The organism is Mycoplasma sp. 2045 (genome assembly GCF_024582715.1).
Lineage (GTDB): Bacteria > Bacillota_I > Bacilli_A > Mycoplasmatales > Metamycoplasmataceae > Mycoplasmopsis.
Window position 1 is genome coordinate 1 of the sequence record NZ_CP102083.1, and the last position, 25,125, is coordinate 25,125.

A 25,125-nucleotide genomic window follows, 5' to 3' on the forward strand; every position below is an offset into this window, starting at 1 on the left:
TTTTTAAATATGTTTTTTATATAGTAATAAAATTTAGCTATGAATATTAATAATTTCGATGAAGAGAAAAACAAAGAAGAAGCGAAATTAAACTCTTACAATGAGCTTTATATTGAGTATATAAAGAATGAAATTCAAGATAATCTCGCTTTTAAAACGTTTTTTAAAAATTTAACAATTCTTAGTTTCAAAAACAATGAAGTTGTTATTTATTTTCCTAAAGTCCATCCTAATTTAAGTTCATTTAAAAATTATTACAAAAATGTTTTTGATAAGTCAGTCAAAGAAATTTTTGGAGCGAATGTTGCTTACAGAATAATTGATAAAGAGACTTTAGATGCACTTAAAGAAACTGAAAAACAAAGTAAAAACTTAAATATTCAGATACCTACAACAAGTAAAAAGAAAACAGATGGTATTGAATATACATTTCACAACTATATTCACGGTTCATTCAACGATGAAGCTTTAAATATTTGTAAATCAATTATTGACGATGAATACAAACTAGAAGTTTTATTTATCACAGGTAACTCCGGTTTAGGTAAAACTCACCTTTTAAAAGCTATTTCTAATGCTTTAAACAAAGAAGGTAAATCATCATTTCTTGTTAATGCAACTGAGTTTATTCGATGAATTCAACCTTTATTAAAAGAAAATTCAGTTGATGTTCTTAATAAATTTCAGAAGAAATTGATTGATACTTACGACATTTTAATGTTTGATGATTTCCAATTGTATGGTTCAGGGAATAAAAAAGCTACAAAAGATTATATTTTCCAAGTTCTAGATAGTAGAATGGAAAAAGGTAAATTAACCATTTTTTGTTCAGATACAGATATAAATGGAATTTCTAAAATATTTGATGAAAGACTTGTTTCGAGAATTCAATCTGGGTTTATTACAAAAATCAAACAACCTGAACAAGAAGATTTACATAAGATTTTAGATTTCTTACTTACAGAAAACAACTTCGACACAAACACATTAGATGATGAATCAAAAGATTTCATTATAAGAAATAATTCAAATTCAATTAGAACACTTACAGGTGCTGTAAAAAGATTAAGTTTCTACGAAAAAGAAATTAAATCATTACCAAAAACTTTAGTTATAAAAACAATTAGAAATATTTTTGGTGATTTTATTAAAGATAAAGCAGAAATTACTGATGACATAATTTTAAAAGCTGTTTCAGAGTATTATAAAATACCAGTTAAAGATATTTTAAGTACATCGAGAAAATCTAATATCTTTTTAGCGAGACAAATTGCGATTTATATGATTAAAAAGCATTTAGATTATTCATCTAATGAATTAGGTAAATTATTTAAAAGAGATCATTCAACTATATTAAGTGCTTTAAAGAAAATAAATACTAAAGATGACATTAAAGTTAAAAAAGTTATAAATGAAGTAGAAGATAAGATGCGCAAGAATTATTAATAATTTATAAACATTTATTTTTAACTAAAAACTTAAAAAAATAATAGAAAAACACACTAAAATTTAACTTTTTGAAAGTTATAAACATATTAACAACCGTTAATATTTATATTGAGGAGAAGATATGAAATTTACAATTTCAAAACATTTAATAGATCAATTGATTGAATTTATGTCTAATTATATCGATAATAATGATATGCATTATTTATCAAGAACAATTAAGATTGAATTAGATAGTCAAAACTTAGTTCTAACAGCAGCTAACGCATCTATAGCGGCTAGAAAAGTTATCAAAGTTGATGAAGATAAAATTAAAGTTGAAAAAGCAGGAAAACTTTGTATTTTAGCTTCTTTATTAAAAAACATTATTAAGAAATTTAATAAAGAAATCACCTTTAAACAAAGAGGTAATTTAATTGATATCTACGAAGGTTCAACTTCATTTACTTTAACAACAAATGATATTACACAATATATTGATACAAATTTTGAAGATCAAAAAAATACTCTTGAAATTGATGCTCAGAGATTAGATAAAATTATCAACAATGTTTCAATTTCAACAACAATAAGTAATGATAAATTAAACTCAATAGTTTTTAAATGTATTAATATAACATCTAAAAATTCAGAAAATGTAAGATTTGTAGCAACTGATTCATATAGACTTTCAACTGAAATTTTAAAAGTTGATAAGAAAGTTGATATCGATTTAACAGTTGATGCAAAAAGTCTTAAAAAACTTATTACAAAAGATGCGCCAGAAAAAGTTCAATTATTTTTTGATGAGCATAAAATAGGTATTTCTTACGAAAATACAGTAATTTATATTTCTGTAAGTAAAATTCAATATATTGATATTTCATCATTATTCCAAACAAAATATACAAGAAGATTTTCTATTGAAAAAGATGAATTATTAAAAGTTATTAATACAGCTTTATTCCAAATCACAGAAAAAGATAGAAAAATGGAATTCTCATTTAATGAAAATGAAATTAAAGTTTTATTTGAAGTTCCTGAAATAGGAACGGGTAAGGCTGTTTCGAATAAATTTCAAATTTTAGAAGGAAAACCTATTGATATGGACTTTAACTACATTTATATCAAGGATGCAGTTTCACAGTTAGAACCAGGCAATATTAATATTTTTATTTCTGAAAAAGAAGATAGAGTACTTTTATTAACAGAAAATGATAATTCACACATTCAATTAATTACACCATTAAGAAAGTTTTATAACAATTAATTATGACAATTAAAATAACAGGTGATTCAATCAAATTAAGTCAATTTTTAAAGAAAATCAATGAGACCGATACAGGTGGTCAAGCTAAATTCTTTATCGAGACAAATGATATTAAAATTAATAATAAAAAACCTGAAGGTAGATCTTCAAAAATACACCCAGGTGATGTTATTTGAATAAACGACCAAATTTATGTAATTGAAGAAGAAAAATAAACCATTTTGTTGGTTTATTTTTTTATATTAAATTAATTAACTTTTTGATGGAACGTAAATAAATCCTTTTAATTTTTCAGCAATCTTAGCATGATTGTATCCCCTTTGACCGATTAAATGTGATAATCAACTTCCATATGATGAATTTCCAGGAATTAAAACATATGATTCAGAGTGAGTTTCATCTTCTCAAGCACCTGTTTGTTTGTTATAGTATGTTCCCATTACAGAAATATCCATATTTCCGAATAAGTCACCATATCTATTTGAATCAGATTTAAGTTCACCTACAACTTGTTCTGAAGTTACACCTGATTTTTTAGTGAAGTTGTCATTGAAATCAGAAATATCATCCCCAACTCTCATAACAACTTTGAATTGAACTGGTGTTTCACCAATTGTAATTTTATTATTATTTACAAGATGCATTCTTTCTTCTTTTTCTGATTTTGTAGAGGTTGTTGATGAATAAGGTTTTTGTTTATTAGCTAAATCCACACCTTGCATTCATCAGATAAAATCAGGCATATATTTAGCCTCAAGCCCTAAATTAATTAAGTTTGTTTTACTTGGTTCTTTATGTCATTTTTGAGAACGGTTAGAGTTAAAGAATACTACTCCACCTTTTGAGTAAACATGCTTAATAAAATCAATTGCCCCAGGAACTTCTGTAGAAATAGCTTGACTAACAAAATCATCTCATGCACGTCCATCGTATGATTTATTATTAAGGAATAAATAGTTTTGGTATTTAAAGTTATTTAAAACAGTTTCATCTAAATCCATGAATACCACTGGAATGAATTTACCTTCTTCTGGTGCTGAAACAACAATTTCATCACCAGAAATATTAACTTTAGTTAAATCAACATTTGGTTGTGTAATCATTTTGTCAAAAGCAGCTTTAGCATTTTTGTAAACTTGCATCCCCATAGCATGTTTTTCTCCAGAGAATGAGTTTCATGCATTTGAACTACCGATTCCTCCACCATTTGCGATTAAAGTTTGAGCTGCTTTAATTTTTTCAGCAACTTCTTCTTCTGTGTATGTTTTTACTTTAGGCGCTTCAGGCGCTTTTTCTGAATGACATGAGTTAGTAACAACAGGTGCAGCAGTTAAAATAATTGAACCTGCTCCAAACAATAAGTATTTTAATTTTTTCATAAATCTCCTTAGTAAATTGAGTAAATAAAATAATAAATATAAATTCATTTTATTACATACTTAACTATAAGTTAAGTAAATAGTTATTTTTTTCACAAAATGTGTAAAAAAATAACGCATAAGCGTTATTATAATGTTTTTAATCCACCCATATATGGTATAAGAACTTCAGGAACGGAAACACTTCCATCAGGATTTTGGTAGTTTTCTAAGATGGCTGCTATTACTCTATCAACAGCTAAACCTGAACCATTCATTGTGTGAGCATATTCAGTTTTACCTTCATCATTTTTATATCTAATCATAGCTCTACGAGCTTGAAAATCACCCATATAACTTACACTAGATGTTTCTCTATATCTTTGTTCTGAAGGTAATCATAATTCTAAGTCAATTGTTTTTCTTGAAGAAAATCCTAAGTCACCAGTACATAAAAGCAATTCTCTATAAGGAATTTGTAATTTTTCAAGCACATCTTTAGCATCTTCAACCATTTTTTCATACTCAACCATAGCATCTTTAGCAGATGTAACTTTTACAAGTTCAATTTTCTTAAATTCATGTTGTCTTAAGATACCTTTTGTATCTTTACCTGAGCTTCCTGCTTCAGATCTAAAACATTCTGTATATGCTGTAGCTCTAAAAGGAGTTGATAAGTCAATGATTTCATCGTTGTAAATGTTTGTTAGTGTAACTTCAGCAGTAGGGATTAAATATTCATCTAATCCTTCTAATTTATATAAATCTTCCTTGAATTTAGGTAATTGACCTGTTCCATATAACATTTTATCTTTAACAATTACAGGTGTTGTGAATTCTTCATAACCTTTTGAAGTGTGTAAGTCCAACATAAATGAAATTAATGCACGAACTAATTTTGAACCGTTGTTTTTGTAAATTACATATCTTGAACCTGATAATTTAACAGCTCTTTCAATATCTAAGATACCTAAATTTTTAGCAACTTCATAGTGAGGTAACACATCTTTAACAAGACCTCTACCTAATTTATCATGCTCTTTAATGATTACGTTTTGATTTTCATCTTCTCCAACAGGAATTTCTTCTAAAGTTTCGTTAGGGATTTGTAAATTTAATTCATTAATTCTGCTATTTAACTCCTGCTCTTGGTTAGATAAAGTTAAATCTTCGTTTTTAACTACTTCAATTTGTGCTTTTAATTCAACTAATTTATCTTTATCGTTTTTGAATAAGCCAAATTGTTTTGAAAGATTGTTTAATTCACTTTTTTTATCTTGTGATTGTTTCATCACACTACCTCTTTGTTTAGCTAATGAAACAAATTCATCAAAAATTTCAATTTTAAAACCTCTGTTTTGTAGGTTTTTTCTTACTTTTTCTTCATTATTTAAAACATATTTTATATCTAACATTTCGACCTCGTAATTTAAATTGTTTAAATTATACATTAATAAAGAGTTAATGAATTATTATGTTGAAAATAGATTTTTTAACCCTTAAATTAAGCAAAATAATTCAAAAAATGATACTAAAAAAATAGATGCTAAAAAATTAGTCATTTGCTATAATTTAAACACGCTTATATAAAATATATAAAATTATTCACATAAGGAGGAAATTATGAGTAAAAGAACTTATCAACCAAACAAGCGTAAACATGCTAAGGTTCATGGTTTTAGAGCTAGAATGAAAACAGCAAATGGTAGAAAAGTATTAGCAAGAAGAAGAGCTAAAGGTAGAAAAAGATTAACAGTTTCTGATAAATAATTCTAAACAATGAAAAAACAATATCGACTAAAGAAGAATTGAGAATTTGAAGATGTAATTAACGCAAGACAAGGTAACTTTGTTTCAAATAGATATTTAATCATCTATTTCAAGAAACGTAAAAACTTCGCTGCAGGAATTACAGTTCCAAAAAAATTCGCAAAAGCTGTAGGTCGTAATTTTTTTAAAAGACAATTAAGAGCAATTATGCATGAGTTGAATTTATATCACCTCAAATATCATTTTGTTTTAATTGTTCGTAAAGAATTTATGAAAGAAGATTTTGCTATCAAAAAACAACATATAGCAAAACTCTTTGAGAAATTTAAATAATGAAGAAAAACGCAAAAAATTTTTCATACTTTACTAACGGTAATGATCCGAAAACTAACCGTAAAGAGTTAACTAAAAAAATCCTTAAATGATTAAAAATAGTTTTCTATGTGTTAATTTTTGGACTTACTGTAACAGGGTGTGTTCAATCCTTTGTTATTAAAAACTCTTACAACGTAGGTAACGGACTTGAGTTTTATAGAGATAAAGGTGACATAGCACCTAGAGTTAATACTTTAAAGAGCACAAATCAAAAAAGAGATTTAGTAACACTTCAAGATCCAAATGGAGAAAACAAAACATCTGAAGTATTTGAATTCGACAGATTAGCACTTGATACTGAATCAAACATTTTTGTTACTGATAAAGAGATATTAAACAAACTTAGAGAACAAACAAAATCACATAAGGGTGAATATGGTACCCCTGGTGGATACATGTCTGTTTTAAGAATTCCATTTGATTCTGAAATTCTTAAAAACGCAGGTTACAAATTTGATGAAAAATTCAAATTAATTTACACAGGTTCAGATGACGCTAAAAATTATTTATTTGCAACAGCATCTGATAAAACTTACAACTTCGTAAAAGAACCTACAGATATCTTTATTTTCCCATTTACTTTCCCACAAGATGAGAAAAATAACTACGATAAAGGTAAACTTCAAAGTTACATGACTTTCAAAACAGAAAAAAAATACAAGGAAGTCAATGGTAAACAAGAAGTAGATAAAATAATCCCTATTCTTACTGATGCAAAAGAATACGAAATTACATACATTTCAGGTATTCAAAAAATTTATAACTACACATCAGAAAATGAATCTGTTTCTAATAAGTTTGCTAGAGATATTCTCCAAATGTTATATACATATTCATTTGGTGAAGGATCTAGATTTGCTGCAAAATTAGGTAAAGAACCTTCTTTATTTATTAAAGAATTAGTTGACAACATTCCAGCAAATGTTAAAGAAGAAAATATCTCAGAACACAATAACACATTATTTACCTTAACTCAAGAACAATACCAATTGCTTATTGAATATCAAAATGCAATGCAGTCATACATGAATGAATTAGGATTCTTTAATGGAGAAGTTCCTAACTCATCTTCTGAAGAATATAAAGAAAGAAGAGAACAAGTTCAAAATCAATACAAATTAAATAGAACTGATAAATATGACTACAATACAAATATTCTTTATTCTGAAAACATTAACACACTTCCTTTAAGAGGTGATTTACCATTACAAGCTATTACAACTTGAGGTGAAGCTTGAAAATATGGACCATTTTATGGTTTATTAGTATATCCACTTTCGGTGTTGGTACAATCAATGCGTCAATCAATGCCTGATATGCTTGGGTGAGCTTCTGTTATCTCAATTATAGTTGCAATCATTATTTCACGTCTTATTACACTTGCATTTACATTTAGAACAACTGTAATGCAATCAGTAATGGAAGAACTTAAATACAAAAAAGCTGCTATTGAAGCTAAATATAAAGGTTTAGAAGATAATAAAGCTATGAAACTTAAGAAAAATCAAGAGATTCAAGCTTTATATACAAAATACAACATAAATCCATTAGACCAATTTGGAAATATGTTACTTACTATGCCGATTTTCCTTGCTATGTGAAGAGTTATTCAAAGTATTCCTGAAATCAAACAAACAACATGGCTTGGTATTAACTTCGCCTCAACATCATATAAGAGATTGTTTGAGGGAGAATGAGTTTACTTATGAATTTTAGTGCTTGTTGTTGGGTTCCAATTACTTTCAAGCTTCTTACCAAGACTTCTTAATAGAAAGAAAATGAAACGTAAAACAACAATCGCAGAAGCTGAAGCACTTAAGAAATCTGAAAGAACACAAAAGATTATGATGCTTGTGTTCACAGCAATTACCTTAATCTTTACAGCTGGTGTTCAAGTTTATTGATTATTCGGTTCAATATGAACAATTATGCAAACATTAATTATTCACAAGCTCATACATTCTAAGAAATTTAAAGAGAAATTCATAAATAAGAAAACTCGATAAATAACTTTTTCATTTAAATAATAAGCATTAAAAAAATAAAAAATTTACTTGACTTTATTTTAATAGTGCTATAATATATGCAGTGGTTATAGCAAAGGGGATCACCTGAATCCATTCCGAACTCAGTAGTTAAGCCCTTTAGTGCCGAAGATAGCTTTACAGTGAAAATAGGGAGCCGCTGCTTTTTTATACCTTTTTATAAAAATAAAAATTAAATACCTAAACTAGGACACGAAAATTGGACAAAAGTTTAATTTGTCATAACACCTCAAGATTCTTGAGGTGTTTTTCAATTCAGTACAGATTGAATTCTTTCAGTGTTATATCAAAATATAAAATTATTAATTAAATTTTTAAGTTCTTTAAATGTAATTTTGATATGTCTACTAATTTTAAACATTCAGATTTCAAAATTGAAAAGAAATATTCAGCTTCCCTATTATCCAAAGAATTTCCGACCCTTCCCATTGAAACCATTCCATTGTTCTTTTGAATTGTTTCTACATAATTTTTGAAGAATATTGAAATCCATGATCAGAATGTGTAATTCATTTTTGATTTAATTTTATTTTTGACATATGTTGCATAACCAGTTCAAGATCATTTCTTGTTGAAAGATTGTAATTAACAATATATTTACTTTTATGATCAATGGCAACTGACAAGAAAACAAAATTGTTTTCACAATCTTTTGGGGCTTGTATATATGTTACATCTGTTGCAATAATTTGATTTTTTTGACCTTTGTAATCTCGATTTACTAAATCAATAAATTTTACATTTGTATTTTTTGTTCTCTGTCTTTTTCTTTTTCTAATTAAACAAAACAAATTTAATCTATTCATTATTCTACCAATAGTTCTATAATTAAGCGTTATTTGATATTTTATTTTTATATAATTTTCAAGTCTTTTTCTTCCAAATAAACATTTATTTTGTTTAAATGATTTAATTACTAATTCATCATATTTATTATTAAATTTTAGATTTTTATTTTGTTTATTTTTGTTTTTAAATTATGAATGGTTGATTTAGACTTGTTAAATGAAAGACCCAATCTTCTTACAGAAATTGAAGACTTTTTATCTTAGAAATATCAACTTCAATTCCATTTTTATCAAAAGAATCTTTGTAAATTTCCAAAAGTTCTATTAATTGTTCTTTTGGCATTTTTTCTCATTCTTTTTAACAATTTCAATTGGGGTTATATTTTTCTTTTTGACCTTCCTACACCTTTACCTTTTTAGAAGATTTGCCTGTTTGAGATTCTAAATTAGTCATACCTAAATTATATCTTTTGTAATTTCTAATAAAATATCTTTTCACTTCTATGAATTTTTTATCAAAAAGCTAATTACTCTGATTGAAAGAAATTTATTTTCAAAATCATTTTTGCAATTAAACCTTTTTATAATCATGATAAATTGAAAAAGTTCAAGTCATTCATGCTGTTTAAGTTGTCTCATATATTCTCCTATACAAAAACACGAAATATGGATTGTCCATATTTCGTGTCCCAGTTTAACCACCTTTTCAGGTGGTATTTTTAATCTAAATCAACATTTTCTATATGAAAATAAGGAAGTTTTAAATCATCAAATTCAACTATATCATAGTAGTTCGGGTTAAGATTTTTAACTCTAGAAATAACTAGTTTAGCTTCCTTATCTCTAGAAATTAAAAACCTTGTATTTGGGTTTTGCGAAAACAAAACTTCAATTAATTCATGACAATATTGGTTTTGTTTGTTATTTTCTTTTTCAACAATTTTCTTAGCTAAATTGATCTTTTTAGCATTATTATCAATTGACTGAATCAGTAAATTAAGGATAATATCGGTGTTATTTAAAGAAAAAATAGGCAGAAATTTCTCTTTTTTATTCATTTTATTAGAAATGTTAATTAACTCAGGGAACTTGTTTTTTAATTTCAAAAATGCATAAACATCAATCACAATTTGAATTGGTTTAGTTAACTCTTTTTTCTCTTTAATTTGACTTAAAGTGCTAGAGAATAGGGAGAAAATGAATTTTTCTTCCTTGCTAATTTTGAGCAATTCCTCAAAAACATTTTTAATTTCTGCTTGTTTCATAGTGAAATTATAATAAATTAAATTTGATATAATTAAAACAATATTTATTATTACATAATAAATAAATTTTATAAAACTAAGAGGTATTAATGGCTAAAAGACAAAAATCATTCTTTGAACGTTTAGTTGAGTTAAATGATAGACACGATGAGAAGAAACATAAAACTTCAACTAACAAATCAAAAAGATCTAAAACCTTAATCGGTATTTTTTCTGCTTTAACAGTTGGGGTTATTGCATCTATTACAATTCCTTTAACAATTACAACTACAAAGGTTAACCACATTCAACCAGTTGATGGAGAAAAATCTGCTTTTGTTGTTAATGATGCAAAAGGAAATGAACTTAACTCATTAACAGTTGGTAAATTAACAGATTTAGTAAAATCACAAAGTCAAGAAGTTTCAGAAGAAATTAAAAATGCATACAGAGAAGCAATTTTCTATATGTATGAACAAGAAGTTGAAGCATCAATTCAATATCAAAACATTTACAATAGTTCATTACAAAATAATGAAGAAGTTAACAATTCAATCGAACTTAAATCATTAGATGAAATCAAAAGACAAATTAAAGCTAAATTTGAAGATTTAAAAGTTAACTTCAAAAAAGTTTATGGTTTCCAAAATTGAGAAAAACAATTTTTTGAAGAACTTAAAAAAGATGAATACGGAAATTCAGCTAATGAAACAGACGCAATAAATTTCTTATTATTCAAACAAGTTGAAGAAATTGCTACACGTAGATATCAATTAGAATACAAAGTTGTTGATAGAACATTTGTAAATAGAACTGCTACAAAAGATATTTATAAACTTGATAAAAACGGAAACAAAGTTAAGGGTGAAAACAGTGAACCAATTAAATTATTCAGTAAAGGTGACAAAGTTTTCCCATATTTAGAAGAAAATGTTAATTACTTTGCTCCATCAGCAGATTCAACAAAAGTTACTTTATTAACAACAAAATCATTTATTACAGAATTCAAATCACCAGCAAGCTTCATTTCTGAATACTTCAACAAAAATAACATCATCATTCCTACAGTTTACAAATTAGCAGGAACCGTTTCTAAAAATGATGTAGTTTATCCATGAAAAATTTCATCTGACGATGACAAAGTGAAATTATTTAACTTATTAAAATGAAATGTAACTCCAACAGCTGATTCATTTATTGCAGAATCAAACGTTGCATCATTAACACAATTTAATAAAGCAGAAGAATATGCGTTCCAAAAAGAAAATGAAACTAAAGAAGAATTTGTAAGTAGAGTTCAAAAATATAAAAACTTCTTATCATCAATCACAAATTCTGATGTTGAAAAATTAGCAACACCAGGTTTAACATCAAACATCAACTTATTTACTAAAGATTTAGATCTTGCATTAGGTGTAAATGCAACTTCAATTTTTGCTAACGAACAAAATAACTTACCTGAATTCTCATTAAAAGAATTAATTGATGCAATCAAAGGTGCTTTAAACATTATGGGGCAACCTGATTTAACATCAGCTACAAACTTTGATGAAGCAGCAAAAATTGTTAAAGATTACGATGTTCAAATCGATAAGAAGTTAGAAGACTTAAAATTTGAACCATCAAGATTTAACACAATTAACAAAGTTATTGCTGACTATATGTTTTCAAAAGTGCAAGATGCACAAACAACAAATAACCCATTAATTCCTTATGTGTTCAAATTATCAGATATGAAAGATGCATTTATGATAATTACAGATAGTAATGTGCAAATTGTAAGATATTCACAAATTACAGAATTAGATAAATTCAAACAATTTATTGCTGAGGATGCTAAAAACTTAGCTTTAGGAAATGTTTCATACTTCAACACACCTGGACAAATTTCAAATAACTTATCAAGTTCACAAATTCTTTCATTAGCTTTAAGTGATGAAAAATTTGTTGCAGAACTTAAAACAAAAACAAATACAACTACAGGAGCAAGCTATACAGATGCTGATGTAACAAGCTTGCAAGCAAAAGTTGCTAGTGTAAAAAGTGGAGAAGACACAAGCAAATTAATTTCAGTATTAACATCAGTAATCGAGTTCATTCAAAAACAATTAAACTATGGAAACAGTTACAACTTTATAGTTGATAGAGGTCTTACAAAAATAGTTTACAACCATAACAATAATGTATATAGCGATAAAAAAGCTATCGAAGTTATTAATGACTTAGTTTATTCAATCTTCGAAAAAAATGAAGGGAGCAAATAATGAGAAATATATTTAAAAAATCTTTATATTTAGCACCAGTTGCTTTCACACCATTAGTTGCACTTTCATGTGGAGTTGATAAAAACACAGAAGAAAAAAATAAACAAATCATTTTATTTGATAAACCTGCAGTTTCAACTATTGCAGAAAACTTATGATTAAAATCAGTTTTACAAGACCAATACAAAGTTGAAAAAGATACAAACTTACTTTCAAATGAAAAATTCTTTAATGAAGCTCTAATTGCTTACAAAGGATTTTTAGCTACAGAATCACAAAAGAATAACTTATATTTAGCCACTCAATTAAACAAGTGAAAATCAAACGGAATTTTCAATGAAACTGAATTAGCCGCATTAAACTCTTTATATAGAGATGTTTACAACATTAACTTAACAAATGAACAATTCCAAATCTTATACAACAACGAAAATACAAGTGTGGCTTTCACGGTTAATAAACTTCTTTTAGTTAAAAACTACTTCTTTATTTCAGATGTTGTTACATTAGAAAAAATCGATCCAAGTTCATTTAATTTATATGGTAAAAAATACGATAACAAGCAATTTAACTTAATTAAATATGTTATCTCAAATAAAACAGTTCAATTATGAAGTTACACAAATGACAATGTAAATGAAATGTATACAGATGCTAATAAAGTTATTAAACACGTTTTAGATTACAATAACTTATTAAAGAATTCTAAAGAAGCTCAAAACATTGCAACAGCAGATTTAATTTTCAATAATGTTCCTGCTAAAGCTGAATTTGAAGCTACAATGGGTGGATACCAAGGTATTAAATCTAACCCTTACAAATCAGACTACACTGTCGATGAATTATTAAAAGCAACATCACCTGAAAATTTAGTTGGTTTCTATAACTTAACAAATGGTAAATTAGTTTCAGTTGATGAAAATGGACAATTAGCTGAAGCGATTCCTGTTTCAAAAGATGGTAAAAAAGTTGAAGTAGCTTACTTTGCTAAAATTGTTCCAGTTGCTAAAAAAATTACAGTTGATACAAATGAAAATGGAACAAAAGAAGAAAAAACAGTTTTATCATTCGATCAAACAGTTTACAAAGATTCATTAGATAAATTAGCTATCTTCATTTCGATCAGTGATGAAAACTTATACAAAAATGCAAAAGCAGCTTACATTAAAATGGGTTACAAAATTTCATCTATTGATGAACTTAAAGATAAAACAGCAGGTCTTCAATAATGAATGATTCAATCTTTACAAAAATAATTAAAAGAGAAATTCCTTCAAACATCATCTATGAAGATAATGTTGTTATTGTGATTTTAGATGCATTTCCACAACAAGAAGGGCATTTCTTAGTTATTCCTAAAGAGCAGAAATCTAATATTTTAGAACACGATGAAGCAACTTTCTTACACGCTATGAAAGTTGCTAGAATGTTAGCTAAGCAAAGAGTTATAGATAACAACATCCCAGGTTTTAAAATATTAATTAACACAGGTAAAGAAGCAGGACAAGTTGTGTTCCACACACACATTCATGTAATTCCATACAAAGAACAAGGAGAATAAAATTATGCAGCAGACAAAAATATTTGCATTCGATTTAGATGGTACATTATTTACAAAAAGCGAAACAATTCACCCTTCAACAAAAGAAGTTTTACTTCAAGAGCAAGCTAAAGGAAATAAAATTGTTATTGCAACAGGTCGTGGTTTAGTTAAGATGCTTGCATTAAATCACGACACATTCAAATTTGTTGATTATTTAGTGTGCTCAAATGGTGCGTTAGTTCACAATATGAAAACTAATACAACATACACATTAGGTGAATTATCAAAAGAAATGTTAGATACAGTTCACGCACATGCACTTAAATATGATTTAGTTCTTTCGGTTGATGGAAATAACTATAATGGTTCAATTTTACCTAATGGAACTTATCCAAAATGAATGTCACCACAGCAAGTTAAAAATATGAACATTTTTAATGAAGCTACAATTGAAGAAGTAAAAGAAGCAATCAGTAATCCTGAAACAAAAATAACTCAAATGGCTATGAGAAACCAAGAGCACAATGCTAAAGAAGCTACAGAAAACATTATGAGTGGTTTAAAAGATTTCGATTGTGAAGTTTACTTAACAAACTCAGTTTACACAGATATTAACCCTAAAAATATTTCTAAGTGAGCTGGAATTATGAAAATTGTTGAATTAGAACAATTAAAAGATTATCAAGTTGTAGCATTTGGTGATAGTGGAAATGATGTTCATATGCTTTCTGAAGCACACGTAGGTGTAGCTATGGGGAATGCAACAATTGAAGCAAAATCAACTGCTAACTTTGTTATTGGTGACAATGACACAAACACAATTGGACAATTCATTTCAGAAAACTTTTAACACATATACATAGGTACAAAAGTAAATTTTGTGCTTTTTTATTTTATTTACTTAAAATAAAAAATAATATAAAATATACATCATATTAAAGGACAAAATTTATATTTGAAAGGAATACTATGTTAGCTGCATTAGAAACTGCATTTGAAATTATTAAATGAATTTGTGCAATTACTGTTATCTCATTAAGTATTCCTCAATTATTGAAAATTCTTAAAGATAAAAAGACAGGACCTGTTAACTTTGTGTCATTCTGAATTTTCCATATTGGGATTTTACTTTGAGTAATTTGAGGTGCAACAGATAAGAATAATGAAAAATTCATAACTGTTATGGTCGCAGATGGAGTGGGTATACTTGTAAACGGAATTATGACAGGTTTACTTTACTACTACAAAAAAGAATTTACTAATAAACAAAAATTACAAGGATATCTTGCTGTTTTAGCTACATGAATTATTGCTGGAATATTTACTGTATTTTACATTATTGATTATGGTAGAGATGGTAGCAAAAATGATCCATATATAATTGGAAAATTACATAATTCAATTTCAACTGCTATGGGATTCATTTTCCCGGCATTTACTACATTTGCTTTCTTACCTCAGTTAATAACATCATTTAAAACAAAACAATGACAAGGTGTTTCATACTGAATGTATGTTTTATATGTTGTAAACAACATTATTTGAATAGTTTACTGAATCTTATTAATTCTTATTAATAAATATAAAGGGCTCTCAATCACATCAGCTATCGGTGGATTAGTATGACAATCAATTTCATTAACACTATTCTCAATCCAATTAGGATTTACATTACACGATAAATTTACAACACAAAAAACAACAGTAAGACATTCACACCGTGCTTAATAATTAAATCAACAACCAATTTTGGTTGTTTTTTTTAACAAAAAACCTACACAAATATTGTGTAGGTAATTTTGATTATATTTGTGTAAGCTTTCCAAATGTCATATTTGAACGTACAGTATCAGAGAATTCTTCGCCATAAAAGTATTCTAATATAACGAACCCAAAATCTAACGAAGCAGTTGCATTTGATGCTGTAATAAGGTTCCTGTCTATATTGGTGAATGGAGATTGTTTTCAATTGTTAAAGTTAATGATTTTTCCATCTTTTCAGAATGGTTTACTTCATTCAGAAAAGAATGAAACGTATTTTTGGTCTTTGATTATATTAAATTCAGCTAAAACGTTTGGTGCATCACAGATAGCTGCAAGGGGTTTGTTAAGGTCATTAAAGAATTTGTTAATTAATTCTAATGATTGCTGATTTTGTCTAAGTGTTTGACAACCTCTACCTCCAGGTACGAACATTAAATCAAATTCATTTAAATTAACTGAATTAACAATGTTTGTTATTTTAACAATATTAAATTGTCCTGAAGCTTCTTTTAAGTTTGGAGAATAATAAGTAATTGATTCTAGTTTGCCTGAAGCGACTAAAACAGATAAAGTTGTGTTTAATTCTATGTCATTAAATTTATCTTCAATTATTACAAGAAGTTTCATTATTTTTTACCTCTTTTAATCACACCTTTTCAAATTAAGTATAAGAATACTGTTAAAGGTAATAATACAACTAAGATGAAAACAATAATGTAAGCTTTAATTCAAGCTTTATTCTCTAATCTTCTATCTGTATTTGTTTTAGCAACAACTTCTTCTGGGTTGTTTAAGATTGCTAATTTAATTTCAGCTTGTCTTTTTCTATCGTAAATTCTAAGAATGGTGAATACAATCGCAGTAGCTGCTATTGTAGTTCCTAAAATAATTAGCATATTTTTAGTGCTTCCAAAAGCATTATCTAAAATGTCTGTTCATTCAACTTTTGAGTTAATGTAAATTCATGAACCTTCTTGACCCATATTTACTCCTCAAGGGGATGTGAAGTAAAGTAAGCAAACTACAGCAATGAACAACCCGATATATGTTAAGAAGAATGCGTAGATTCAGCTTAAACGAAGCATTTTGAGTGTAATTGCTCTGTATGCTTCAGCAATAAGAACACCATTCATTTGTGTTCCGTTAATGTAACTGTTTTTAGTTATTTCTTCAGTTTTAACCCATGACTTACGTCTTGTTAAAGCTTTAATTCATAAACTTAATGAAATTAAGAAAATAATGCTTATTCCGATGTATCAAGCAATACCTTGTGTGTGAGGAGGTTTTGAGTTAAATGTATTAACAAAATAATTAATAATTGTAGCAACTATACAAAGACAGAAAATAGAAAATCATATCGAGAAAGAAAGTAATGCTAGTTTTTTCTCTCTTTTAAATAATTTAAGAATATTTTCAGGAACTATGCTTTTTGGATTTACATTAGTAACTTCGTTTGTGGCAACATTTTGAACTTGTGTTTGATTTGCATAAACACCAGTTGAACCAGATGAGTTTTGAACTGAAACTGGATTTTGATTTTGTTGTTCTTGATTATTCATAATTACTCACTTGCTCCTGTTGACATATTTGGATCTGGTTGAGGATTCTCTGTATTTGGTTGATTATTTGTGTTGCCTAAGGTTTCAGTTGTTTCTTGTTTATTAAGATCTTTTAAAACAGAATTTTTAAGGTTTCCTAAAATTCCTAAAGCTAAATCTGCTGTATTTGTTTTTTCAGAGATTGTTGGGTTAATTTTTAAAATCGCATCAACAATTTTTGATAAGTTTTGCTCTTGTGAACTATCTGATTTAGCTGCTGCTAACCCTAGCATTCCGAAGACATTTTTGACTTCTTCTGGAATTAATGTAATTGAATTTTGTTGTAATTCTTCATTGATTTTATCAACAACAAATTTTGTAAAGTCTGCTTTATTTTGTTCGTTTGAGTTCAATGCTGAACCAGGATTTGCTGCAATAAATTGAGCTTCATATTTTGTAATGTAAGCTTCAAGTTCTTTATTGTTTTTTATTTCATTTTTAGATTTTTCATCTAATAATGTAGGAATGTTTTTAGCAACTATATCAACAAATTTTTCATTTTCTAACATAGCTGCAATAGTGTTTGAGTTTTTAAGTAATTTGTCAATATCATCTTTAGATAACGAATTAGGATTCTTGATAAATTTAATTGCTAAATCATGTAATTCTGAGTCAACAAATAATTGAACCATTGAGAAAATTCCTGAAGCCAAGTTTGTTACAGATGAACCCTTACCACCAGTCATAATTTTCACACCAATTTCTGTAGCTTTATTTACTTTATTCGAGTTGGGTGCCATTGTTGAAATTACGTTAGCAAGTAATAATGAACCGGGTAAGGTAAGAATTACGTTTGTAATTCCTCATAAACCACCGAAACCTGCTCTAGACAATTTAGATCTTTTCTTATTTTTCTCTTTTCTTTTCTTTATTGTTGCTAAATGAATGATTCCGATTATTAATCATAAAAATCCTCTAACGCCTCAGTAAACTCCTAAAGAAATGAATGTTATTGTAAATGTAAGAATTTCATATGCAGATTCAAATTTTTGATCTTCTTGTGCTTTTTTCTCAAATGCAGCTTTAAGAGCTGCTGATAAAATAACAGAAACAATAATTGTGATAACTATTGAAACTGTTTTGAAAATAGTTCATTTTCATCTTAAGAATCAACCTGTTACAAATGAAAATAAAACAAGTGTAACAATTAAAATAGGCATTCAAATAGTTGGGTCTGAAATTTTAGACGACATCAAATTTGCGAAGAAGTCATATAACTTATCCATTGCGTTCGATGACTCATTACTTGATGATGCTTGAGTTTCAAAAAATGTAAGCATATTTCCCTTTCTATATTTTTTTAGTTAGTTAAATTACAAGAATTTAGCTTTAGGCAGTTTCTTTCAAGGGTTTTTCTTAGCAATTCTATCGATAAATAACATTCCGTTTAAGTGGTCTAATTCGTGTTGAAATACTATTGCTAAATATCCGTCAACTGTTAAATTTTGGAATTCTCTAGCAAAATAACTGTAAGCTCTGACTGTTATTTTTTCAGATCTATAAACATATCCTTCTTGGTCTGGTCAATCTTCAGAAACACTTAAGCAACCCTCACCTTCAGAAAGTGCAATTTTCTTATCGCTTTTAGTAATAATAACAGGATTAAATAAAACATCTTTATAAATTGTGTTACCTAATTCATCTTGTATAAATACATAAAAGACATTTTTAAGAACACCATATTGAACTGCTGCTACACCAACTCCGGCTCTAAATTCAGAACCATCTTTTTGCGAATCATCAATGTGATAAATCATTTTCTCAGCTAATTCAATATCCTCATCTGTTAATGGAAGAGGTACATCTTGTGATTTTTTTCTAAGTACTTTTTCTGGTAATTGTACGATTTCTACTTTAAATTTTTTATTCATAATATTAATTATAATATATTAAATTAATTATAATTTAATATAAATTAGCTAATGAAGTATATTCAATTAATTAGGAGGAGCGATGACGGTGATTCAACTTAGCAATTCAATTTTGTTTAATATTTTATTATTCATTTTTGGATACATTGCAGGATCCTTAAACACTTCAATTATATGAGGAAAAATTGTTAAAAAAGATGTTAGAGAGCTTCATTCAAAAAATGCAGGAGCAACTAATTCCTCTAGGGTACTAGGGAAAAAAGCAGGACTATGCATTTTATTAATAGATGTTTTTAAAACAATTTTAATGGTTTCAATTGCGTATGGATTGTGCAAGGTTATCAATAAAAATAATTTAAATATGAGCTTATATGTATTTCCAATTTTATGTGGTTTAGGAGTTGTTGTTGGGCATTGTTTCCCTATTTTCTTCAAATTCAAGGGTGGAAAAGGAGTTGCTACATCAATTGGTTTATTAATTTCAATCAACATTGCACTTTTACCAATTGCTGCAGTTATATTCTTTGCAGTATTATTCTGAAAAAAATATGTTTCCTTAGCAAGTATTGTGTCGGCTCTTTTAATGATGCCTGTAATTATGTTTGCTCATTGATTTTTAAGTTCAGATCTTTCTTGAGCAACTAATATGAAATGACTTGCTGACTATAGTCAACATACAACTCGATCACTTTATAATTATCAATTAACTAGTGGAATTTTCTTTATAGCAGCAGCACTACTAATAGTTATAATGCACAGAGATAATTTAGTTAGAATTTTTAAGAATCAAGAAAGAAAGTTATCTTTTTTAGATAGAAGTAACAAAAAATAGAGAGATTTTAAAGTCTCTCTATTTTTTGTTAAATTAAATCATTATTTTTCAATGTTGTAGAATGCTTCTCTACCTTTGAATGAAGATACTGAACCTAATTCTTCTTCAATTGCTAATAATCTGTTGTATTTTGCAATTCTATCTGTTCTTGATAATGAACCTGTCTTAATTTGTCCTGTGTTCATAGCAACAGCGATATCAGCGATTGTTGTATCTTCTGTTTCACCTGAACGGTGTGATACAACTGCTGTCATATTTGCTTTTTGAGCCATTTGGATAGCTTCAAAAGTTTCTGTTAATGAACCGATTTGGTTAATTTTAATTAAGATTGAGTTCATTGATTTTTCTTCAATAGCACGTTTTAAAATTGCTGTGTTTGTAACTGTTAAGTCATCTCCAACAATTTGTAATTTGTTTCCTAATTCTGCTGTGAATTTTTTGAATCCTTCTCAGTCACCTTCAGCAAATCCATCTTCGATTGAAATGATTGGGTACTTGTCAACTAAGTGTTTTAAGTAATCTAACATTTCATCTGATGTATATGTGAATTTAGTATCTGTTAAATGTTCAAATCCAGGTAATTGTTTTTCAACAGCTGCTTTTAATTTTTTGAATGTGTATACACCATCTTCATATAATTCACTTGATGCACAGTCCATTGCAATAGCAACAGCGTTTTCACCTGATTTAGCAGGAACATATCCAGCTGCTTTAATAGCTTCAACTAAGAAGTCTAAAGCTTCTTCATGTGATTTGAAGTTTGGAGCAAATCCACCTTCATCACCAACTTGAACACCGTGTCCGTGTTTTTTAAGTAATTTAGCTAAGTTATGGAAAACAAAGTTAGCCATTTGTAAAGCTTCACGGAATGTTTTAGCTCCAACTGGCATAATCATAAATTCTTGGAAGTCAATTGTGTTTGAAGCATGTTCTCCACCATTGATAACGTTTAACATAGGAACTGGTAATTCGTGAGCGTTAAATCCACCTAAGTATTTGTAAAGTGGAATTTGTAATTCATTAGCAGCAGCTCTAGCAACAGCTAATGAAACTCCTAAGATAGCATTAGCACCGAATTTAGATTTGTTTTCTGTACCATCTAATTCAATCATTTTTCTATCAATTTCACGTTGTAATGTAACTTCCATACCTTCGATGTAAGGAGCAATATCGTTGTTAACGTGATCAACTGCTAACATAACTCCTTTTCCACCAAATCAGTTACTTTCATATTCAGAACCTTTATCTCTTAATTCAAGAGCTTCACGTGATCCTGTAGATGCACCTGAAGGAACTTTAGCAATACCGTATCCACCGAATTCTGTGAATACTTCAACTTCAACAGTTGGGTTACCACGTGAGTCTAGAATTTCACGTGCGTGAATTTTTTTAATTGCTGACATTTAGTCTCCTTTATTTAATTTTTAATGTACATTTAAATTAATTAACTTTTCTTCTAGAAAAGTAATGTAATTATAACATTTTTAAATTTATATACTTTGAGCAAGTTTATCTGCGAGTAATTTCACATTTTTGTTTAATTTTGTGCGATTTTTAAACTCTGTTAAGGTTGGATATTCTCAAAAATAACTTTCAATATAAATACCAAAACATTTATGAGTAAGTGTTAAAAGTATTTTTTAAAGGATTAATGAAACTAAATAAAAAAATTAAAAAATATTGATACACACGGGTAAGTTGTTATATAATTGCTTTGCTAAATTATTATCAAAATAAATAGCTTAACAATATTAATCTTAAAATTTATCAAATCACAAACGAAAGGAAGCATAAAATGCCAACAACTAATCAATTAGTTACAAATGGTCGTAGCTCAAAAATTAAAAAACAAAACGCTCCTGCTTTAAGCGTTAGCTACAACTCATTAATTAAAAAAGCTAAAAAAATGGCTTCACCATTTAAACGTGGTGTATGTACTCGTGTTGCTACAATGACACCTAAAAAACCTAACTCTGCATTACGTAAATATGCTCGTGTTAAATTATCAAACGGAATGGAAGTTACAGCTTACATTCCAGGAGAAGGACACAACCTTCAAGAACACTCAGTTGTTTTAATCCGTGGAGGACGTGTTAAAGACTTACCTGGGGTTAGATACCACATCGTTCGTGGAACACAAGATGCTGCTGGGGTAGCAAAACGTAACCAAGGACGTAGTTTATACGGTGCTAAAAAACCTAAATCAGAATAATAATTTAAATTAATTTATACACACAATAATTATTAATATAAGGAGGACATATGTCAAGAAAAAAAAGTGCCCCAATACGTGAAGTACTTGCAGATCCAGTTTTTAACTCTGTTATTGTTACAAAGTTAATTAACCAAATTATGTTAGATGGTAAAAAATCTATCGCACAAGATATTTTATATTCAGCATTTAACATTATTAAAGAAAAAACTCAAAGAGAACCAATGGAAGTTTTCTTAGAAGCAGTTGAAAACATTACACCTCAATTAGAAATCAGAACAAGAAGAATCGGTGGAACAAACTACCAAGTTCCTACAGAAGTTTCTCCTCGTAGAAAACAAACATTAGCATTAAGATGACTTGTTCAATACTCAAGATTAAGAAATGAAAAAACAATGGATGTTCGTTTAGCTAATGAAATCATTGATGCATCAAACAAAACAGGTGGAGCTATCAAAAAACGTGAAGATACACACAAAATGGCTGAAGCTAACCGTGCATTTGCACACTTCAGATGATAGTCTAAGGTTTATTTATGGCTAGAGAATATGAATTAAAAGATTACCGTAATATCGGTATTATGGCCCACATTGATGCTGGAAAAACAACAACTACAGAAAGAATTTTATTCCACACAGGTAAAATTCACAAAATTGGTGAAACACACGATGGTGCTTCACAAATGGACTGAATGGCACAAGAACAAGAACGTGGAATTACAATTACATCAGCTGCTACAACAGCTTTCTGAAAAGGAAAAAGAATTAACATTATCGATACACCAGGACACGTTGACTTCACAGTTGAGGTTGAACGTTCATTACGTGTATTAGATGGTGCTGTAGCAGTTCTTGATGCTCAATCAGGAGTTGAACCTCAAACAGAAACAGTTTGAAGACAAGCTACAAACTACAAAGTTCCTCGTATTGTTTACGTTAACAAAATGGATAAAGCTGGTGCTGACTTCGCAGCTTCAGTTGCTTCAGTTAAACAACGTTTAGGTGGAAACGCAGTTGCTATCCAATGACCTATCGGTGCTGAATCAGACTTCGAAGGTATTATTGACCTTGTTACGTTAGAAGCGATTAAATACAACGGAGAACCACAAGAAGAAGAATTTCCAACAGAAATTCCTGCTCACTTAAAAGACATCGTTGCTGAAAAACGTCAAGAATTATTAGAAGCGGTTGCTAACTTTGACGAAGAATTAATGATGTTAGTTCTTGAAGGTGGAGATTTAAGTGTTGAAGAATTTAAAGCCGCAATTAGAAAAGCTACTTTAACATCAGAATTCTTCCCAGTAGTATGTGGAACATCATTCAAAAACAAAGGTGTTAAGAGAATGATTGACGCTGTTGTTGATTATTTACCATCACCACTTGATGTACCACCAATCCCTGCTTTTGATGGGGATAAAGAAATTTTTGTTAATGCAACAGACGATGGAGACTTTTCTTCATTAGCTTTCAAAGTTATGACAGACCCATACGTAGGTTCATTAACATTCTTCCGTGTATACCGTGGAGTTCTTGAAAAAGGAAGCTACGTATACAACACAACTAAAGAACAAAAAGAACGTATTGGACGTATTTTACAAATGCACGCTAACTCACGTGTAGAAATTGATGAATGTAGAGCCGGAGATATTGCTGCTGCTGTTGGTCTTAAATACACAACAACAGGAGATACATTAGTTGGAGAAAAATCACCAAAAATCGTTCTTGAAAAAATGGTATTCCCAGAACCAGTTATCTCACAAGCTTTAGAACCAGAATCAAAAGCTGCTACAGAAAAATTATCATTAGGATTACAAAAATTAGCTGCTGAGGACCCTACATTTAGAACATATACTGATGAAGAAACAGGTCAAACAATTATTGCTGGAATGGGTGAATTACACTTAGACATTATTGTTGATCGTTTAAAACGTGAATTTGGTGTTAAAGCTAAAGTTGGAGCACCTCAAGTTTCATACCGTGAAACAATTACAATTCCTGCTGAAGTTGAAGGAAAACACATCAAACAATCAGGAGGAAAAGGACAATATGGACACGTATGAATCAAATTTGAACCAAACCCAGATGGTGGATTTGAATTCGTGGACAAAATTGTTGGTGGAAAAATTCCTAAAGAATACATTAAATCAATTCAAAAAGGTCTTGAAGAAAAAATGGCAGCTGGTATTTTAGCTGGTTACCCAATGATTGACGTTAAAGCCACATTATTCGATGGATCATACCACGACGTTGACTCATCAGAAATGGCTTACAAAATCGCTGCTTCTAAAGCACTTACAAAAGCAAAAGATAAAATTGGTACAGTATTATTAGAACCAATTATGGACGTTTCAGTAGTTGTTCCATCAGATCACATCGGAGATGTTATCGGTGACTTATCAAGACGTAGAGGACTTGTTAACGACCAAGAACAAAGAAATGATGGAGCTGTTATTGTTAGAGCAATGGTTCCTCTTTCAGAAATGTTCGGTTACTCAACAGAACTTAGATCTATGACAAGTGGACGTGGAACATACCAAATGCAATTTGATCACTACGAAAAAACTCCAAAATCAATTGCTGATGAAATTATTAAACGTAGAAACATTCAAGATAAAGATGAAGATTAATATTTAAATTTTCACTTTAAATAATTTAAAAAAGTAGGTATATCCTACTTTTTATTTTTTACTTATTTAACTTATACACTATTGCAAAAGTAAAATGAACTCAATAATTAGGAGTTGTTAATCAGCATCATAATACT

Annotated in this window: 25 protein-coding genes and 1 rRNA gene; 16 read left to right on the forward strand and 10 right to left on the reverse strand. The window is 28.6% G+C overall.

Going from position 1 to position 25,125, the window contains the following annotated elements; translation table 4 throughout:
• The first annotated feature begins 39 nt into the window (after positions 1-39).
• The 3 genes from NPA13_RS00005 (at position 40) to NPA13_RS00015 (ending at position 2,913) form a co-directional block, all read left to right on the forward strand.
• Entirely contained in the window at positions 40-1,446 is a 1,407-nt protein-coding gene (locus NPA13_RS00005; RefSeq protein ID WP_257089126.1) for a DnaA ATPase domain-containing protein, read from the forward strand.
• 124 nt (positions 1,447-1,570) lie between these two features.
• Positions 1,571-2,698, forward strand: a complete 1,128-nt coding sequence (locus tag NPA13_RS00010) for a DNA polymerase III subunit beta (protein WP_257089128.1) — start codon at positions 1,571-1,573, stop codon at positions 2,696-2,698.
• A gap of 2 nt (positions 2,699-2,700) precedes the next feature.
• Positions 2,701-2,913 carry an RNA-binding S4 domain-containing protein gene (locus NPA13_RS00015; protein WP_257089130.1) on the forward strand — a complete coding sequence of 71 codons (213 nt, stop codon included), beginning with the start codon at positions 2,701-2,703 and terminating at the stop codon, positions 2,911-2,913.
• A 36-nt stretch (positions 2,914-2,949) separates the two neighbouring features.
• Here NPA13_RS00015 and NPA13_RS00020 read toward each other — a convergent pair whose 3' ends face one another.
• Both NPA13_RS00020 and serS read right to left on the reverse strand, forming a co-directional pair.
• Positions 2,950-4,077: an HAD family acid phosphatase gene (locus tag NPA13_RS00020; protein WP_257089132.1), complete on the reverse strand. Its 1,128-nt coding sequence runs from the start codon at positions 4,075-4,077 to the stop codon at positions 2,950-2,952.
• 128 nt (positions 4,078-4,205) lie between these two features.
• On the reverse strand, positions 4,206-5,471 hold the full coding sequence (gene serS, locus NPA13_RS00025) for a serine--tRNA ligase (RefSeq protein WP_257089133.1): 1,266 nt from the start codon (positions 5,469-5,471) through the stop codon (positions 4,206-4,208).
• A gap of 208 nt (positions 5,472-5,679) precedes the next feature.
• On the opposite strand from serS, the gene rpmH reads away from it, so the two are divergent.
• The 4 genes from rpmH to rrf all read left to right on the forward strand — a co-directional run bounded on the left by rpmH (position 5,680) and on the right by rrf (position 8,391).
• On the forward strand, positions 5,680-5,826 hold the full coding sequence (gene rpmH, locus NPA13_RS00030; protein WP_257089135.1) for a 50S ribosomal protein L34: 147 nt from the start codon (positions 5,680-5,682) through the stop codon (positions 5,824-5,826).
• 9 nt (positions 5,827-5,835) lie between these two features.
• On the forward strand, positions 5,836-6,159 hold the full coding sequence (rnpA, locus tag NPA13_RS00035; RefSeq protein ID WP_257089137.1) for a ribonuclease P protein component: 324 nt from the start codon (positions 5,836-5,838) through the stop codon (positions 6,157-6,159).
• On the forward strand, positions 6,159-8,207 hold the full coding sequence (yidC, locus tag NPA13_RS00040) for a membrane protein insertase YidC (protein WP_257089139.1): 2,049 nt from the start codon (positions 6,159-6,161) through the stop codon (positions 8,205-8,207). Before rnpA ends, yidC begins: the two co-directional genes overlap by 1 nt.
• A gap of 78 nt (positions 8,208-8,285) precedes the next feature.
• Positions 8,286-8,391, forward strand: a 5S ribosomal RNA gene (rrf, locus tag NPA13_RS00045).
• A 66-nt stretch (positions 8,392-8,457) separates the two neighbouring features.
• Here the strand turns inward: rrf and NPA13_RS00050 are convergent.
• From NPA13_RS00050 to NPA13_RS00060, 3 genes are all read right to left on the reverse strand, one after another.
• Positions 8,458-8,607, reverse strand: coding sequence for an IS3 family transposase (locus tag NPA13_RS00050; protein WP_257089141.1), 150 nt, complete (start codon positions 8,605-8,607; stop codon positions 8,458-8,460).
• Positions 8,608-8,707: 100 nt separating this feature from the next.
• The gene (locus NPA13_RS00055; protein WP_373457122.1) at positions 8,708-9,166 is read right to left on the reverse strand and encodes an IS3 family transposase; all 459 of its coding nucleotides are present in this window, start codon (positions 9,164-9,166) and stop codon (positions 8,708-8,710) included.
• Positions 9,167-9,753: 587 nt separating this feature from the next.
• Entirely contained in the window at positions 9,754-10,299 is a 546-nt protein-coding gene (locus NPA13_RS00060) for a hypothetical protein (RefSeq protein WP_257089144.1), read from the reverse strand.
• Positions 10,300-10,388: 89 nt separating this feature from the next.
• Here NPA13_RS00060 and NPA13_RS00065 point away from each other — a divergent pair, with 89 nt between their 5' ends.
• The 5 genes from NPA13_RS00065 to NPA13_RS00085 all read left to right on the forward strand — a co-directional run bounded on the left by NPA13_RS00065 (position 10,389) and on the right by NPA13_RS00085 (position 15,813).
• Entirely contained in the window at positions 10,389-12,542 is a 2,154-nt protein-coding gene (locus tag NPA13_RS00065; RefSeq protein ID WP_257089146.1) for a HinT-interacting membrane complex protein P80, read from the forward strand.
• A complete protein-coding gene (locus NPA13_RS00070; protein ID WP_257089148.1) occupies positions 12,542-13,771 on the forward strand; it encodes a HinT-interacting membrane complex lipoprotein P60 in 1,230 nt (409 codons plus the stop codon). The genes NPA13_RS00065 and NPA13_RS00070 overlap by 1 nt, the downstream gene beginning before the upstream one ends.
• Positions 13,771-14,103: a histidine triad protein HinT gene (gene hinT / locus NPA13_RS00075; RefSeq protein WP_257089150.1), complete on the forward strand. Its 333-nt coding sequence runs from the start codon at positions 13,771-13,773 to the stop codon at positions 14,101-14,103. Before NPA13_RS00070 ends, hinT begins: the two co-directional genes overlap by 1 nt.
• A gap of 4 nt (positions 14,104-14,107) precedes the next feature.
• Positions 14,108-14,935, forward strand: coding sequence for a Cof-type HAD-IIB family hydrolase (locus NPA13_RS00080; RefSeq protein WP_257089151.1), 828 nt, complete (start codon positions 14,108-14,110; stop codon positions 14,933-14,935).
• 119 nt (positions 14,936-15,054) lie between these two features.
• The gene (locus NPA13_RS00085) at positions 15,055-15,813 is read left to right on the forward strand and encodes a PQ-loop domain-containing transporter (protein WP_257089161.1); all 759 of its coding nucleotides are present in this window, start codon (positions 15,055-15,057) and stop codon (positions 15,811-15,813) included.
• 75 nt (positions 15,814-15,888) lie between these two features.
• Here NPA13_RS00085 and NPA13_RS00090 read toward each other — a convergent pair whose 3' ends face one another.
• The 4 genes from NPA13_RS00090 to def are packed head-to-tail and all read right to left on the reverse strand — an operon-like array spanning position 15,889 to position 19,318.
• Positions 15,889-16,476, reverse strand: a complete 588-nt coding sequence (locus NPA13_RS00090) for a DJ-1/PfpI family protein (protein WP_257089163.1) — start codon at positions 16,474-16,476, stop codon at positions 15,889-15,891.
• Complete coding sequence (locus NPA13_RS00095; RefSeq protein ID WP_257089165.1) at positions 16,476-17,408, reverse strand: MSC_0882 family membrane protein; 933 nt, start codon at positions 17,406-17,408, stop codon at positions 16,476-16,478. The genes NPA13_RS00090 and NPA13_RS00095 overlap by 1 nt, the downstream gene beginning before the upstream one ends.
• 2 nt (positions 17,409-17,410) lie before the next feature.
• Entirely contained in the window at positions 17,411-18,727 is a 1,317-nt protein-coding gene (locus tag NPA13_RS00100) for a hypothetical protein (protein WP_257089167.1), read from the reverse strand.
• A gap of 33 nt (positions 18,728-18,760) precedes the next feature.
• Positions 18,761-19,318 (reverse strand): peptide deformylase, encoded by a 558-nt coding sequence (gene def / locus NPA13_RS00105; protein WP_257089169.1) that lies wholly within the window; start codon positions 19,316-19,318, stop codon positions 18,761-18,763.
• Between the two features lie 82 nt (positions 19,319-19,400).
• Between def and plsY the strand changes: the two genes are divergently transcribed.
• On the forward strand, positions 19,401-20,150 hold the full coding sequence (gene plsY, locus NPA13_RS00110; protein ID WP_257089171.1) for a glycerol-3-phosphate 1-O-acyltransferase PlsY: 750 nt from the start codon (positions 19,401-19,403) through the stop codon (positions 20,148-20,150).
• 41 nt (positions 20,151-20,191) lie between these two features.
• Here the strand turns inward: plsY and eno are convergent, their stop codons facing one another.
• On the reverse strand, positions 20,192-21,553 hold the full coding sequence (gene eno, locus NPA13_RS00115) for a phosphopyruvate hydratase (RefSeq protein ID WP_257089173.1): 1,362 nt from the start codon (positions 21,551-21,553) through the stop codon (positions 20,192-20,194).
• Positions 21,554-21,945: 392 nt separating this feature from the next.
• Between eno and rpsL the strand changes: the two genes are divergently transcribed.
• Genes rpsL through fusA form a run of 3 tightly spaced genes read left to right on the forward strand, consistent with a single transcriptional unit; the run spans position 21,946 to position 24,988 of the window.
• Positions 21,946-22,362 carry a 30S ribosomal protein S12 gene (gene rpsL, locus NPA13_RS00120; RefSeq protein ID WP_257089175.1) on the forward strand — a complete coding sequence of 139 codons (417 nt, stop codon included), beginning with the start codon at positions 21,946-21,948 and terminating at the stop codon, positions 22,360-22,362.
• A gap of 50 nt (positions 22,363-22,412) precedes the next feature.
• Complete coding sequence (gene rpsG / locus NPA13_RS00125; protein ID WP_257089177.1) at positions 22,413-22,883, forward strand: 30S ribosomal protein S7; 471 nt, start codon at positions 22,413-22,415, stop codon at positions 22,881-22,883.
• A 14-nt stretch (positions 22,884-22,897) separates the two neighbouring features.
• Complete coding sequence (gene fusA / locus NPA13_RS00130) at positions 22,898-24,988, forward strand: elongation factor G (protein ID WP_257089179.1); 2,091 nt, start codon at positions 22,898-22,900, stop codon at positions 24,986-24,988.
• The last annotated feature ends 137 nt before the right edge of the window (positions 24,989-25,125 follow it).